At 52.4% G+C, this 14179-nt stretch carries 13 protein-coding genes; all 13 read left to right on the top strand.

Going from position 1 to position 14179, the window contains the following annotated elements:
• Positions 1-359 precede the first annotated feature (359 nt).
• Positions 360-1277, top strand: a complete 918-nt coding sequence (locus tag E6072_RS08625) for a DNA methyltransferase (RefSeq protein ID WP_347563542.1) — start codon at positions 360-362, stop codon at positions 1275-1277.
• Entirely contained in the window at positions 1278-2216 is a 939-nt protein-coding gene (locus E6072_RS08630; RefSeq protein WP_277035241.1) for an SIR2 family protein, read from the top strand.
• Positions 2213-3988: an ATP-binding protein gene (locus E6072_RS08635; RefSeq protein ID WP_278609522.1), complete on the top strand. Its 1776-nt coding sequence runs from the start codon at positions 2213-2215 to the stop codon at positions 3986-3988. Before E6072_RS08630 ends, E6072_RS08635 begins: the two co-directional genes overlap by 4 nt.
• Before the next feature lie 106 nt (positions 3989-4094).
• Entirely contained in the window at positions 4095-4844 is a 750-nt protein-coding gene (locus E6072_RS08640; RefSeq protein WP_316690843.1) for a DEAD/DEAH box helicase family protein, read from the top strand.
• On the top strand, positions 4841-5206 hold the full coding sequence (locus E6072_RS08645; protein ID WP_277035249.1) for a hypothetical protein: 366 nt from the start codon (positions 4841-4843) through the stop codon (positions 5204-5206). The genes E6072_RS08640 and E6072_RS08645 overlap by 4 nt, the downstream gene beginning before the upstream one ends.
• Before the next feature lie 4 nt (positions 5207-5210).
• Positions 5211-6443 (top strand): hypothetical protein, encoded by a 1233-nt coding sequence (locus E6072_RS08650; protein WP_278609458.1) that lies wholly within the window; start codon positions 5211-5213, stop codon positions 6441-6443.
• Positions 6444-6479: 36 nt separating this feature from the next.
• Complete coding sequence (locus E6072_RS08655) at positions 6480-9011, top strand: DUF4268 domain-containing protein (protein ID WP_316695112.1); 2532 nt, start codon at positions 6480-6482, stop codon at positions 9009-9011.
• Positions 9012-9089: 78 nt separating this feature from the next.
• The gene (locus tag E6072_RS08660) at positions 9090-9509 is read left to right on the top strand and encodes a hypothetical protein (protein ID WP_277035256.1); all 420 of its coding nucleotides are present in this window, start codon (positions 9090-9092) and stop codon (positions 9507-9509) included.
• Between the two features lie 236 nt (positions 9510-9745).
• Positions 9746-10156, top strand: a complete 411-nt coding sequence (locus tag E6072_RS08665; protein WP_277035258.1) for a hypothetical protein — start codon at positions 9746-9748, stop codon at positions 10154-10156.
• Positions 10157-10723: 567 nt separating this feature from the next.
• Positions 10724-11140 carry a helix-turn-helix transcriptional regulator gene (locus E6072_RS08670; protein WP_316690840.1) on the top strand — a complete coding sequence of 139 codons (417 nt, stop codon included), beginning with the start codon at positions 10724-10726 and terminating at the stop codon, positions 11138-11140.
• Positions 11141-11339: 199 nt separating this feature from the next.
• Complete coding sequence (locus tag E6072_RS08675) at positions 11340-12749, top strand: RNA-binding domain-containing protein (RefSeq protein WP_316695115.1); 1410 nt, start codon at positions 11340-11342, stop codon at positions 12747-12749.
• A gap of 379 nt (positions 12750-13128) precedes the next feature.
• A complete protein-coding gene (locus E6072_RS08680) occupies positions 13129-13446 on the top strand; it encodes a transposase (protein ID WP_316077506.1) in 318 nt (105 codons plus the stop codon).
• On the top strand, positions 13443-14179 hold a 737-nt coding region (locus E6072_RS08685; RefSeq protein WP_316695117.1), incomplete at its 3' end, for an IS3 family transposase. The genes E6072_RS08680 and E6072_RS08685, both read left to right, overlap by 4 nt.

Below are 14179 nucleotides of genomic sequence, written 5' to 3' on the forward strand. Positions count from 1 at the left end.
AACAATGAGCGCCTGCACGAAGCGCTCGGATACCGCACTCCAGCCGACATCATCGATATGTATAATCAAACTCGGGTCAGCGAGCTGACCCCCGTATAAAAAGCGGAACAAAACCCAGTACGCTTCAGAATAACCATAAAACAATACAGAAACCACTACCATGCGGTAGTCTAAAACTGTCCAAAAAACAATCCGCACCCCCAACCGGCCTTTTAGAGATCCTCAACGAATGGGCACCGTACGAGCTTCGGGATCTTGAGGATGCAACCGAGAGAGCTAAGGTTTGCGGCATTGACGCCTTAGAAGTGAGGGAAGGCGTCAAAGGCATCGTGCTGAGCGTTCCCTTCGAAGAGGCAAAAATGATTGCGAAGAAACGATACGACAAAGGATCTTGGCCACTGCTGTACTTCACTGGTGACGGCTTGGGAGGAATGCGCCGAAAGAGATATCTAGACGAGTCATCAGGGCCTACGGCGACAAACCTTTGGCCATATGAAGAAGTCGGTCACACTGACGAGGCAAAGAAAGAGCTAAAAAAGCTGTTTGAAGGCAGCGCTCCTTTCGACACCCCGAAGCCCACGCGCCTCATGAAACGCATCCTCGATATCGCGTCAGATGATGATTCGTTCATTCTCGACTTCTATTCCGGCTCGGCTTCCATGGCTGACGCCGTGATGCAGAAGAACGCCGACGATGGCGGTTCTCGAAAATACATACTCGTTCAAATCGACGAGCCGCTCTCAGGTGAGTTCAAAACGTTATGTGAAGTCGGCGAAGAGCGCATTCGGCGCGCAGGCAGTAAGATAGCTGAAGAAGTTGAAAAAGAAAACACGCAGCTCAAACTCGGCGAAGACCCCAAGCCCGTCCCCGACATCGGTTTCCGCGTTCTGAAGATCGAATCTTCCAACTTCCGTGACATGTACGCTTCGCCCGATCGGACTGATCAGTCTTCGCTGCTCGACATGATCGACAATGTGAAAGATGGCCGAACAGCCGAGGACCTTCTCTTCCAAGCACTCCCTGCTTTCCGGATTCCCTATTCGGCAAAGTACGAGACGTTCGACATCGAGGGCAAGAAGGTCTTCAACGTGAATGCCGGGCAGCTCATCGCCTGCTTCGATGTTGACGTGAACAACGATGTTATCGAGGCCATTGCGAGAATGAAACCTTCCTACGCTGCCATGCGCGACCTCTCCTTCAAGGACGACTCCGCAGCCGCCAACTTCGAGGAGCTCTTCAAGACATGCAGCCCCGACACCATCCGCCGGGTGATCTAAATGTCCGAAGCCAAACAATTTGAACAGCTGGACAATGACAGCGTAAACCATTTGGGAAACGTGGATATCGAACAAGTAAAGAGGATTCTCGGGTCATGTTCGATCAACTTTCTCTTTGGTTCGGGTGTAAACGGATCCGGGTTTCCTCAATTTACCGGATTTGAAGCAACACTGGCAAAGATGAAAGCTCTTGGTTTAGAGGGTAGGAATATCGAGAATGAACTTAGGGGTATCTCCGATGAGGGTAAGAGAGATCAGATTTTAGAAGCCTTCTGTGCTGAGTTCAATAAGTTCGCTCTTGCCGTCGAATTCGAAAGCGAATCAATACGAAACCTGGATCATTTGATGTGCTCCACCAACTCGGTTATATCTAAGGCTGAAAATCGCCATCCAGAATCAAAGAGGGTGAACATCTTCACCCTCAACTACGATCGAATACTGGAAACGATCTTGGAAAATAACGGGCTCTTTCATTATGTTCTTACCTCTCATGGATTCAGATCGTCACTTCCATTTGAGATAATCGGATACAACACCGCAAGGCACGAGTACATTCCCACTTTTGCTGTTTATAAAATGCACGGTTCTGTTGGTCCAGGCAATCAGCTTCACAAAGACCAGATCATGTTTCCCGGATCAGACAAACTCGGCAACGTTGTTAGCGATTTCTACGAAACACTATTTGCGATGAAGGGCGAGCTTCTTCGCAAGAACTCTGCACTGTTCGTCGTGGGATATTCCTGGGGTGATAGCCACATCAACGATGCCATTGAAGACGCAATATCAAACGGGTTGACGGTCTTCCAGCTTCAATACAGCGAAGATAGCAGCGTTCCAGACAATCTCGTAGATAGCGTGATTGCCATACCGCCATCTACTCCATGCCAGGATACTACCTTGACGCTTAGCAAGATTATTGACGAGGCGACAAGATCATGAACATAGGTCGGATCTCTCGCGTTGACGGCATCCGTGCTGTAGCCACTTTCTATAAGCGTCTTCAACCTTATCTCGTAGATAAAGGGGAAGTCACCTCGGCACCTCGTATCAATTCTTTTGTAAAGACGAACGTAGGCCTCGATACGGTCGTATGTCAAATCGTCGGGGAGCACGAAATCGAATATGACAGAAGCCAGAAAGGCAGCTCGGAACACCAAGAGCCATTTGGTCCTTTTCTGGTTGATTTGGAAGTTCGAGGGCATATTGACAACGGTAAGTTTAGAGGCGGTCTGAGGTGCCTTCCATTTGTTGGCGCAACCGTCGAAACGCTAAACGAAGAGGACTTCGACCTTATTCATAATCTAGAAAGCGATCACGCTATAGCGCTTGGACGCGATCTTTATGACGAAGCTTGTGATGTCAGAATCGACGCAAACAGGCTGATGTCTGGACATATTGGAATATTCGGAAACACCGGAAGCGGAAAATCGAACACGCTTGCAAAACTGATGCGAGAATATGCACTCCAGTTTTCACGAAAAGACCGAGCCGCAAGGATCGTTATTTTTGACCTCAACAACGAGTATGGCGGCGACGCTATCTTGCCGGTATCCGATAAGTCAGTTTTCAAGCTGAGCACACGCGAAAAAGACCCGGATAGCAAAATCCCGCTCAACTTCGAAACGCTTGATGAAGATAGCTGGGGGACGTTGCTCAGAGCAACCCAGAAAACGCAAATGCCTGTTGTAAGGCGAGCCTGCAAGCGATGGAAAGACTTCGATGAAAACAAAATGATCGACAGAATCAGTTGGTCGCTCGCCGATAAGCGGGAAACGCTCTTCTTCACTCTTCGGAACTATTGCGAGGGCATGGTTATAGGGCTAGAGAATGTGGCGTTTAATTCCACGACCAAGAATTTCTACTATGAACCTTGGTGCTCCGCCAATTGCATTGACACCATAACTCAAGTTAGACCTATAACCATAAAAGAAAACCTATCGAAACTCAATCTGTTCTACCTTTGCCTAGCCTTTGAAGTCGCCCTCAGCGCCGAAAGCGGGACAAATTACGACTATGTTCATCCTTTGTTGCCAAGAGCACGTCAAGTTGTGAAAGATCTCGAAAAAACTTTCAAAGATTCGCCGAGTTCCGGATTAAACGGCATTTTCAATGATAGCAATTTTGCGGTTGTGCAGCTCGGTAACACCAACGTAGACACAAGAGAAATGATCCCTGCTTTGCTGGCCGAACTGCTTCTAAGGAATGCCGTCGAAGAGAAGGGAGATGGTAAGCCATCCTCTATTATCAGTGTGGTAATAGACGAAGCCCACAATCTGCTCTCTTACGATAGCAAACAAGACGACCTCATTCACGACAATACGATTCGCGTATTTGAGAAAGTTGTGAAAGAAGGACGGAAGTTCGGGGTTTTTCTCTGTGCCGCAAGTCAAAGGCCAAGTGATATCTCCCCGACTATAACTTCGCAGATTCATAACTTCTTTATTCATAAGCTGGTTAACCCAAACGATATCGGACGTATTCGAAAGACTGTCAGCTTCATGGGCGATACGAGTTTGTCGATGCTGAGTGCCTTGGGGCAAGGCGAATGCATACTTTCGGGGCCTGCCATACATATGCCGCAATATATTTATGTTGACCAGCTCGAAGACTCTTTCAAGCCCAACAGCGACGACATCGTCATTTTCGGGCGAGATGGCTTGATAAACAACCGTGATCAAGATTCGGACACAGAGGAAGACTATGTATTTTAAGTTCAAGATACAGCCATACCAAACGGCAGCCTCGGATGCCGTGACTACCGTCTTCGAGGGACAGCATAATCAGAATGCATACACATACCTACGCGATCTTGGGCGCGTGAAGACGCATCAGGGCATGGAATCCATGTTTGGAAACAGCCAGCTTGAGGCGCAGGAGGGCTATGCCAACGCGCCTCTGGTATTAAGCTCGCATGACATCCTGAGGAACATCAACCGCGTGCAGTCACGCAACCAGCTCGCGGAGTCCGGTGCTCTGTCAGACGACATCGGCGCATGCCAGCTCGATGTGGAGATGGAGACCGGCACGGGCAAGACCTACGTCTACACGAAGACGATGTTCGAGCTGAACCGCCTCTACGGCTGGACGAAGTTCATCATCGTGGTGCCGAGCGTGGCCATCCGTGAGGGCGTCTACAAGAGCCTCCAGAACACCGAGCAGCATTTCTTCGAGCAATACGGAAAGGCGATCCGCTACTTCATCTACGATTCCGACCGCCTGAACGACCTGGACTCCTATTCGCAGGATGACGGGATCAACGCCATGATCATCAACATGCAGGCATTCAACTCCTCCATGAAGGAAGGGGCCTCCAACAAGGCCGCGCGCATCATCTTCGACGAGCGCGATGAGTTTGGAAGCCGACGCCCCATCGACGTCATCGCCGCCAACAACCCCATTGTGATCGTGGACGAGCCCCAGAAGATGGGCAAGAAGGGTTCTGCCACCTGGAAGGGAATCCAGCGCTTCAACCCGCTGTTCCCACTGAACTACTCCGCTACGCATCGCGAGAAGCGCAATCTGGTATATGCGCTGGATGCCCTGGATGCCTTCACGAGAAGCTCGTGAAGCGCATCGAGGTGAAGGGCTTCGAGCTGAAGAACATGCTCGGCACCGACGGCTATCTCTATCTGAAGGACATCATCGTCTCCAAGAACAAGTCCTCCGAGGCCGTGATCGAATTCAGGCGCATGACCGCGTCTGGGAAGGTCGTCAAGCACACCGCCCGCTTCAACGAGGGCGCGGTGTGGCACGTGTACTTCATCGCCGAGACGAAGGGCACCATGGATACTATGGAGCTCTCGACCGTAGAGCAGACGAAGATCGCATGCGCGAAGAAGGTCTTCAACGAGCTTTCCGGCTCTCGTGTGCGCTATCACCAAGTATCAAGCTACGACGAACTTTTGGAAGTAATACAGGGAATGGAATAGGCGCATGAAGTGTTTTAACGGCAACGACTCTTATTCCATCTTCGAAGGTCTCAAACACAAGCTGAAAGAATCCATTAGGAAACTCTCAGCAGATGAACTCGACAAAACCAATCGCGACGAGTGGCTTGACTATTGGATTGGTCAATACGAAGTTGAGCTAGTAACTATCTACCCTGAAACTGCCGAAATCGACGTAAGCGAAAAGACCGTCCAAACATACAGCACGTGGTATCAGATGGATAGGACAGAGCCGAAATACTTTGATGTTGCAGGAGTTAAAGCGACTTGCAGGGTTGCCTATTCTGGAACGTATTGGTTCTTTGAAATGCGTCCTTCGACATTTTCGCTTATCGGGCATGATGCCGAGGACGTTTCAAAGCCCTGTCGCGATGGAGTTGGCTACATCACATTCGTCGCTGAAATACCTTTAGGCTCAGCTTCCCCCGAAGGAATTCAAGAACACTTCACCGAAAAGATTGAAGACTTTGCCAAACAGATTTCTTATTGCAACTCTGATGCTGAGCAATACAACGCGTCTTTGCCATCAATTGTTGAGTCAGAACTGGATAGAAGGATTGAGCAGGTAGATAAGTTTGCAACAATTCGCAAAGGACTGAATCTTCCTTTGGTTCGCACCAAAGATTCGTCACACCCAATTCCAGTTCCCATGAAAAAGAAGCGAATCAAAATCTCGAAGCCTGACAAACAGCAAGGAGAAGAGCAATCCTACTCCATAGAAGACTCCGTGTTCTCGCACATCAATGAGGTTATAGAGAACACGGGAGCCATGATGGAGAGGACTCCCTCCGCATATAGCTCATTGAATGAAGAGCAGTTGAGGGACATCCTCCTGACGACACTGAACAGCCATTATGAGAATATTGCGACAGGGGAAACATTCCGAAAGCACGGAAAAGCTGACATCCATATCCCAGTTGAAAAACATGCCGCGTATATTGCAGAGTGCAAGATATGGCACGGTGAGAAAGCATTCAGAAAGGCTGTTGACCAGTTATTCTCTTACACCACATGGCGCGATACCAAAGTAAGCATAGTGATCTTCAACAAGCAAAATAAGAACTTCGAATCCATTCTGAATAACGTCGATTTAACGTTGCGCGAAATGGCAGTGACCATGCACAGGCCCGATCACAGCCAATGGACCTGTAAGATTCAAAATGAAGACGATGAAAGGATAATGCACGTCACGGTTCAGCTCTTCGACCTGTCATTGTAGAAACGAGCGGACAGCGGCATTGGAAAAGGTGGAACAATGGCTATGAACGCGCATGCCCAAGCGCTCGTCGGGCTCATCACAAGCGCAAACCTTCGGTTCGTCATACCGGTCTACCAACGCCCTTACTCCTGGGATGAGGAGCAGTGCGAGCAGCTCTGGGACGACATCCTCTATGTTGGCAACCGACCGCAGGACAGACATTTCACAGGGTCTGTTGTATGGGTGCAGGACGGCACCTTCTCTGCCTCCGGCATACAACCCATGCTCCTGATCGACGGCCAGCAGCGCATCACCACACTCACGCTTCTCATCGCCGCCCTTGCTGACTATTCACGCAAACATCCCGAGGCGCAGCTGAGATTCTCCCATGCCGAGATCGTGCAGCGAGGATACCTCATGGACGAGTTCAGGCAGGGCGAGGACCGCTACAAACTCACCTTGACTAGGGGCGACAAGAAGACGCTCGAATCCATCGTCGAGAACCTCGTCAACCCAGAGCGTAAGGTTGACGAGGAATCAGCCAAGCTAATCGCCACTTATCAGTTCTTCGCAGATCGCATCGAGGCATTGGAGGATCCCAATGTCGTCTGGGACGGCATACAACGCTTGGACGTCGTCTCAATCTCGCTTGACGCATACCAGGACAACCCGCAGCTCATTTTCGAGTCGATGAACTCGACAGGCAAGGACCTCTCGTCTGCCGACCTCATCCGTAACTTCGTCCTCATGGGGCTCCCCAAGGAGAAGCAGGACGACCTATATCTCAATCATTGGCGCAACATCGAGCTCACGCTCGGCGCAGACTCCTACGAGGACACCTTCGACGAGTTCCTGCGCAACTATCTGACCGTGCTCTACGCGCCAGAGCCCTTGGTGAAGCGCGACATCTACTTCATCTTCAAGCGGCACGTGAGCGACCGAGGCTACGACAGAGATAACCGCATCGTAGAGCTCCTGCGAGAGATGGAGAGGTTTGCTGAATACTACTCGCGGATCACGCGGGGCACGGAGGCGGATTCCGAGCTGAACCGCGTGCTTGTCGAGCTTCGCAAGCTCGACGTGAGTGTCGTGAATCCGCTGCTTTTGTCACTGTACGACGACTACTACCAAGACGCATTCGGCAAGGATGCTTTCCTACAGATGCTCAAACTGACCGAGAGCTACGTCTTCCGCAGGTCGGTATGCGACGTTCCAACCAACTCCTTGAACAAGTTCCTCCCTTCCGTTATCGCCAAGCTCAACAAGGTGCAAGACGGTGGCGGCGACTACGCCGAGGCTTATCAGGCCTTTTTCATGCTGGAGGCTGGGACGGCGCGCAGGTTCCCCGACAACGCGGAGTTCTTCAATTCCCTCACCACACGCGACGCGTACCATTACCGCCGCTCGCTGTACCTGCTCTCCAACCTGGAGAACATGCATCATCCGAAGGACCCCCTCACGCTAGACAACGGGAGCTTCACGATTGAGCACGTCATGCCTCAGAACGCGCTCGCTGCAAGCGGATGGGCAAATGATGTCGAGGACATGGACGAGGAGACCTTCGGCACCTTGCTGAACAACCTTGGAAACCTAACGCTCTCGGCATACAACTCGGAGCTCTCCGACGATTCTTTCAGCGAGAAGAAGGAGCGCTACGTCGGTGGCTACGGTAAGGACTACCTCGTCATATCCGACGCCATGAGAAAGGTAGACAGCTGGGGCGCAGACCAGATCCGGGATCGCGCGAAGGAGCTAGCCCGCGAAGCTGAGAAGAGATGGGGTTACCTGGCTATCGACCCAGACACGGCAAAGCAATATGAGCCTCAAAAGAAGAAAGACGTCGCTGGCAGGTCTGCGATATTTCGCGACATATTCGATGCAGGGCTTGTGACTTCAGGAGCGATGCTCATTCCGAAGAGCGACGGCTACTCGATAAGCGCACGCGTTACCGACACAGGTCAAATCGAGCTTTCGAACGGCGAGACGTTCAAGAGCCCGTCCCTGGCAGCGAAGCGCGCCGTATCGCTTGCTGGAGGCGGAGGGGCTCGTAATGGATGGACGTTCTGGCGCGTCGGAGAGGGCGGCCCCATGCTCGATGAACTCAGGTCCGAGTATCTGCTCAGCAAAGGTGAAAGCGTCACATCAGATGTGAAGAGCTTCCGTGTGGCCTTCTGGGACGGATTCTACAACCACTGCTCCAACAGCGAGGCTTTCACGAGCTGCTTCAACGACCCGAGCAATCGCGCAGACAACGTGGACGCCTGGGCATCATTCGGAATAGGGACGCCCAACATGCACATCTCTGCGCTCCTTAGCACTTGGGATGCGAGCTATGGCGTGGAGCTGTGGTTAGACAATCTCGAGGCTTATGAGAAGGTGCTCCCGCTGAAGGAGCAGTTCAATCAGCTTTGGATAGAAGAAACAGGCACGGCTCCGGATTGGGATGCACACGACGAAGACAAGAAATCACGACACGTCGTGATACGTCGTAGCGCGGACTTCGACAACGAGGATTGGTCAGAGTGCTACCAGTGGATGATGGACTGGTTCTTCAGAATCAGAGACTTGGCATTGGCGGCAAGCGCATAACATGACGACGAAGCGGAGGGGTTGCTCGACAAACTCATTCAAGGTCAAGGCAACGAGCACTAGTGGACTGGGGAGCAAATGGCAAAGACTGAACATGGCGTTGACGTTGAGAAAGTTCCTGTTTGGTATTTAGAGAAAGCCATCAACGGGATGATGCCGGGCTTGCAGATGTTCGTACGCGATGTCGATATGGGCTCGGTACTGGCAGATAAATACATGCCTGGCATGATTATCTGTGAGCAAGCCTTCACTGATGCAACTTGCAGGGTTGGAGGGCTGGCGAAAGCGCACAGAATCAGCATCCTATCGGACCACATGGTGAACTTCAGCGACGTTGTTCAAGACAATGAGGAAGCCTCGCGATGGGGCTATGCATCGCGCAGTCGAACTCACATTTCAAGGTACTGGATCGCTTCAAAGCTGATGGAAAAGAGCAGATACTGCTTCTGCATCTACCCGACAACGAGGACTGGCACCTGTTCGAGGGTGCTACGCTAAGCATCGAACACGATCTGATCGATGGCTCGCGAGAGCGTTTCCTCGCCAAATATAAGACAGATCCTATCCCTGAAGTGAATACCGAGGCATGGTATGCGCGCTTGTCGTTTCCCCTTGGATTCGACGACGAGCTTAGGCCGTGACCTCTGGAGCGACCGATCGAAGAGCGTCTAAAGACCATTGACCACCAGAGTTTTAGGAGTCTGGTTGGATCTGTAAGCTATATCGAAGACGCAATGAGGATTATGAAATGCGATGATTTCGATCCTCGTCACCCCGAAGCGATTGTCTATGGCTACATCGACGATGAGGCAGGGCTCAGTTTCCAGATGCTTTGTGCTGCTCGTGTCACAGATAGCGGCACCATCGAGACCACGGACGGGTATACCGATCGAATGGGGATCTTCCGTCGAGGAGCGGTTAAAGACAGGCGGAGTTGCCAACTTGTGAGCGAAACCCTTTCGGACTATGCAGAGCGTATCACCTCCCTCGAAGAGAACTACAAGTCTAGCGAAGGAACAATTGAGACACGCAAGTTCGCGTTTCTCGATCAGCTACGCAACCCGGATTACCCCGATGATATCCAAGCTGTCCTTGTGACGGAGAACGAGGTCAACGGTTGGGAGCTTGTTTCGACTTCTCGATGAGTGCTTTCATGATAACCTCCTGATTGTTTTAGGCTTGGCCCTTTGCCCTGCCTTGTGGCACGAAGGGCGCACGGGTCCGCGTGCTTTGCAAGGGAGAAAGCGAAGCGGCAAATCGAATCGGAATATCCGCCGCGCTAGTTTTCGCATTTGTTTTCACGAGGTCGAGGAAATGCCTTCCCGTGAAAAGAAATGGGGAAAGTATCGCGACCCTTGCGAAGATAGAGCGGTTCCGTGCGAGCGTGCGTGCATAAGGCGGGGAAGGGCGAGCCATGCGGGAGGGCTTCTTGAGGACGACGGTCGAACAGTATGCGGCCCTCCAGCAAGCCGAGCGGGTGAATCCCGATGCATCCATGGTTCGACGTGGGGCGTAGGTCCCATCGTGGCGAGCAACGTCCTGGGCTCAGCGCTGTCCCGGATCCCGCGCGTGGCCAAGCGAGCAAAGGAAGCTCGCGTTCGCCATGGAGCTTCCAAGAGAACTGTGAGCACGCCGCCTATTTGCCGCGACTGCCCTGTACGAAAATGTACGATAATGGTCGATGCGGCAAGGTGACGGAGGAACGAACGCGCATGGCGACTGTCGGCGAGAACATAAGGAGATACCGGAAGGCCCGGGGGCTAAGCATCGTGAGGCTTGCCGAGAAGGTCGGCATGACCGAAGGTGCAATCCGCCACTACGAAAGCGGAATACGAACGCCTGGCGAGGCGCAGCTGAGAAAGATCGCGCAGGCCCTCGATGTTTCCCCGAAGATGCTCGAAGACCACAAGATCACGAGCGCGAGGGATCTGGTGGGGGCGCTGCTCCAACTCGAAGACGAGTTCGCTCTCGTCCCCGACGAAGACGGCAGCGGGCTTCGGATAGACCCGAGGGCGGCACGCGCCCCGAAGGCCTCCATCGCGATAAAGGCCTGGGGCGATATGCGGCAGCGTTTCATCGCAGGTGAGATCACCCAAGAGGAATACGACGCCTGGAAGAGCAACTTCTAGGCGGCCGAAAAAACAGCGAGTGTTGGGATTGCTAGGGCCGAAGTTCTAAACGAACAAATTTTGCAAATTCTGATTACGGACATGGCTTTCCTGCTGCTGTTACGGGCATTTCGTAAACACCGTGGTCCCCCATGTGTTAGACTACAAAACCGGGTAATAAACTGGGTAATAAATCGGGTAATAAACAAGCGAGGACGCAATGAAAACGAGTGGTCTGTCCACCTTGGTAAACGACCTCAGGAAACATGGGGCTGAGCAAGAATGGCTTGAGTTCAAAGAAAATTGGTTCGAGGCGAGGCCCCTTGGCGAATATATCTCGGCACTAGCCAACAGCGCTGCCTACATGGACAGGGAATTCGCATACCTCATTTGGGGCGTCAGCGACGATACACATGAGATCGTGGGCACGACGTTTGATCCAAGCCGGAGTGTTAAAGGCGAGCCGTTGAAGCACTACTTGGCGCGACAGATTAGCCCTGATCTTGACTTCCGTTTCGAGGAGACTGCCATTGACGGCAAAAGGGTCGTGGTTCTCTTTATCCCGGCTGCCAAGACTGCGCCAATATCATTCAGGGACGAGCGGTTCATCAGGATCGGGTCAAGTAAGGAGAGGCTGCGCAAGTACCCGGAAAAGGAGTCCTCGCTCTTCTCTGTCCTACGCAATGGCATTCCGACCATAGAGAACACCGAGAGCGAATACCAGGATCTGACCTTTGAGAAACTCCAAATATATTATGGAGCAAAAGGGGTCGAGCTGAATGCGGAACAGTTCAGGAAGAACCTGGGGCTATACACTCCGGATGGTAAATACAATCTCATGGCCCGGCTTCTGTCGGACAACTCTCGCATGCCGATGAGGGTCGCCATCTTCTCCGGGCCAAGCAAGGCCGACAACATGTACTCTGTCAGGGAGTTCGGGCACACGTGCCTCCTGTACACGCTTGACGAGGTGCTAAGATACGGCGACGTGCTGAACATAATCCAGGCAGACGAGGCAGACCGCGTGGTCGAGCGGCGCGACGTTCCCCTGTTCGACGACGATGCCTTTCGCGAGGCGATTATCAACGCATTCCTGCATAACAGGTGGGTGGACGGCGACGAACCCATGGTCAGCGTCTACTCGGACCGCATAGAGATTCTGTCACGCGGATCGCTCCCGAGCGCCCAGACGCTCGAAGGGTTCTTCCTGGGAGAATCCATCCCCGTCAACAGGAAGCTGTCCGAGATCTTCCTGCAACTGCATATAAGCGAGAAAACGGGAAGGGGCGTACCGCGAATCGTCGAGAGGTATGGCAGAGAGGCCTTCGAATTCAGGGAGAACTCCATTGTCGTGAGAATCCCGTTCAACTGGATTAACGTCATGGGTGATAAAGCGGGTGATAAAGTGGGCGACAAACCCAGTAGCGGGGTCAACCCGAACCCCACGCAAAGAAGGATCTTGGAGGAGATACGCAACAATCCCAACATCACAAAAGAACAGATCAAGGCTAAGATCGACAAGAGCAAGACCACCGTCGATGAGGGGATACGCTGTCTGCGGGAGAACAACTTTATAAGACGCGTGGGGTCCAACAAATCAGGATACTGGCAGGTGCTGGAAGACGAGTAGCCGTATACTGCCGGCAATAGCGCATATGAAAGGCAATTGACAGCATGATGTGATTCTGCAACTTAAATCGTACGTGAAAAACCCTCAGGTTTTGTAAGGGTCGGTCCTGCTGGGACTGGCCCTAGTTTTATCTAGAGCCTTTCTACGATGCCCCATCAGGCACACCCCCTTCCGACCTGCATGAACGCGGGGTTAAGTAACATTTTGGGGCTAATGCCCGAATTATGTGTCTTTTGCCGGGCGTGTTGGGGTGGTTTAGTGGCCTGCCCAGCCTTTGCGGATGTGTAGGGATCCGTCTTGGTATTTGGGGTTGTAGTCGATGGCGTTGTCTGAAGCGTACTGGGTTTTGTTCCTACTCGTTTTTGAGAGGATTAGGGTTATGTCTAAGAGGTATTCTCAGGAGTTTAAGGGTCGGGCGGTGCGGTTGCTTTCTGATCGGTTGGCTGCTGATCGTTCGTGTTCGCAGTGGAGGGCGGTTAATGAGATAGCTCCGAAGCTGGGGATCGCAAACGAGTCACTGCGCCGCTGGTATGAGCAGCATCTTGTTAACATGGGTGAGCGGCAGGGGCTCACGCGTGAAGAGCGTGAGGAAATCAAACGGCTCAAACGCGAGAATGCGGAGCTGCGTAGGGCGAATGAGATTTTGAAAACTGCTTCGGCTTTTTTCGCAGCGGAGCTCGACCGTCCGGCCCGATGATGATTGCTTATATTGACGAATATAGGGGTCGTTTCGGGGTCGAGCCGATTTGCCGGACACTGAGGGCTAGCTTGGAAGGAGGGTTTATTACCTCTCGCGGCTACCGGCTAGCGAAGAGCAGACCAGCAAGCGCCAGACGCATTCGTGATCGGATTCTTGCTGAAGAACTACGCGAGATTCACGCACACAATTTTGGCGTTTATGGTATTCGTAAGATGTGGCACGCAGCCAGGCGCGCGGGCTGGGATATTGGTCGTGACCAGGTCGCTCGACTCATGAAAATCGCTGGGATTGTTGGTGTTCGCCAGGATCGTACGCCGGTCACGACCAGGGGGTCACAGGCTGTGGACCTGCGCCCGGATTTGGTGAATCGGCAGTTCACGGCCAGTAGGCCCAACGAAGTGTGGGTTGGTGATATCACGTATGTTCGAACCCTATCCGGGTTCGTGTATACAGCGTTCGTAACCGATGTTTATAGCCGAAAGATTGTAGGCTGGGCTACCCGGTCATCAATGAAAACCGAGGCTCTACCGCTGGAGGCGCTCGGGCAAGTCATCCAGGCAGCGAAAGAAACTCTCGTGAATCTTACGCATCACTGCGATCATGGCTCGCAGTACACGAGTATTGCCTGTAGCGAGAAACTGGCTGATTACGGGATCAGGTCCTCCACGGGGAGGGTGGGTGATTCCTACGATAACGCGCTAGCCGAGGCTATCAACGGCCTATACAAGGC

It is taken from the genome of Varibaculum cambriense (genome assembly GCF_032557235.1).
GTDB classification, from domain to species: Bacteria; Actinomycetota; Actinomycetes; order Actinomycetales; family Actinomycetaceae; genus Varibaculum; species Varibaculum cambriense_C.

Bases quoted from the DNA above. Each gene is read 5' to 3' on its own strand.
- E6072_RS08625 (WP_347563542.1), top strand. From the start codon at position 360: ATGATTGCGAAGAAACGATACGACAAAGGATCTTGGCCACTGCTGTAC.
- E6072_RS08630 (WP_277035241.1), top strand. From the start codon at position 1,278: ATGTCCGAAGCCAAACAATTTGAACAGCTGGACAATGACAGCGTAAAC.
- E6072_RS08635 (WP_278609522.1), top strand. From the start codon at position 2,213: ATGAACATAGGTCGGATCTCTCGCGTTGACGGCATCCGTGCTGTAGCC.
- E6072_RS08650 (WP_278609458.1), top strand. From the start codon at position 5,211: ATGAAGTGTTTTAACGGCAACGACTCTTATTCCATCTTCGAAGGTCTC.
- E6072_RS08655 (WP_316695112.1), top strand. From the start codon at position 6,480: ATGGCTATGAACGCGCATGCCCAAGCGCTCGTCGGGCTCATCACAAGC.
- E6072_RS08660 (WP_277035256.1), top strand. From the start codon at position 9,090: ATGGCAAAGACTGAACATGGCGTTGACGTTGAGAAAGTTCCTGTTTGG.
- E6072_RS08665 (WP_277035258.1), top strand. From the start codon at position 9,746: ATGAGGATTATGAAATGCGATGATTTCGATCCTCGTCACCCCGAAGCG.
- E6072_RS08670 (WP_316690840.1), top strand. From the start codon at position 10,724: ATGGCGACTGTCGGCGAGAACATAAGGAGATACCGGAAGGCCCGGGGG.
- E6072_RS08675 (WP_316695115.1), top strand. From the start codon at position 11,340: ATGAAAACGAGTGGTCTGTCCACCTTGGTAAACGACCTCAGGAAACAT.
- E6072_RS08680 (WP_316077506.1), top strand. From the start codon at position 13,129: ATGTCTAAGAGGTATTCTCAGGAGTTTAAGGGTCGGGCGGTGCGGTTG.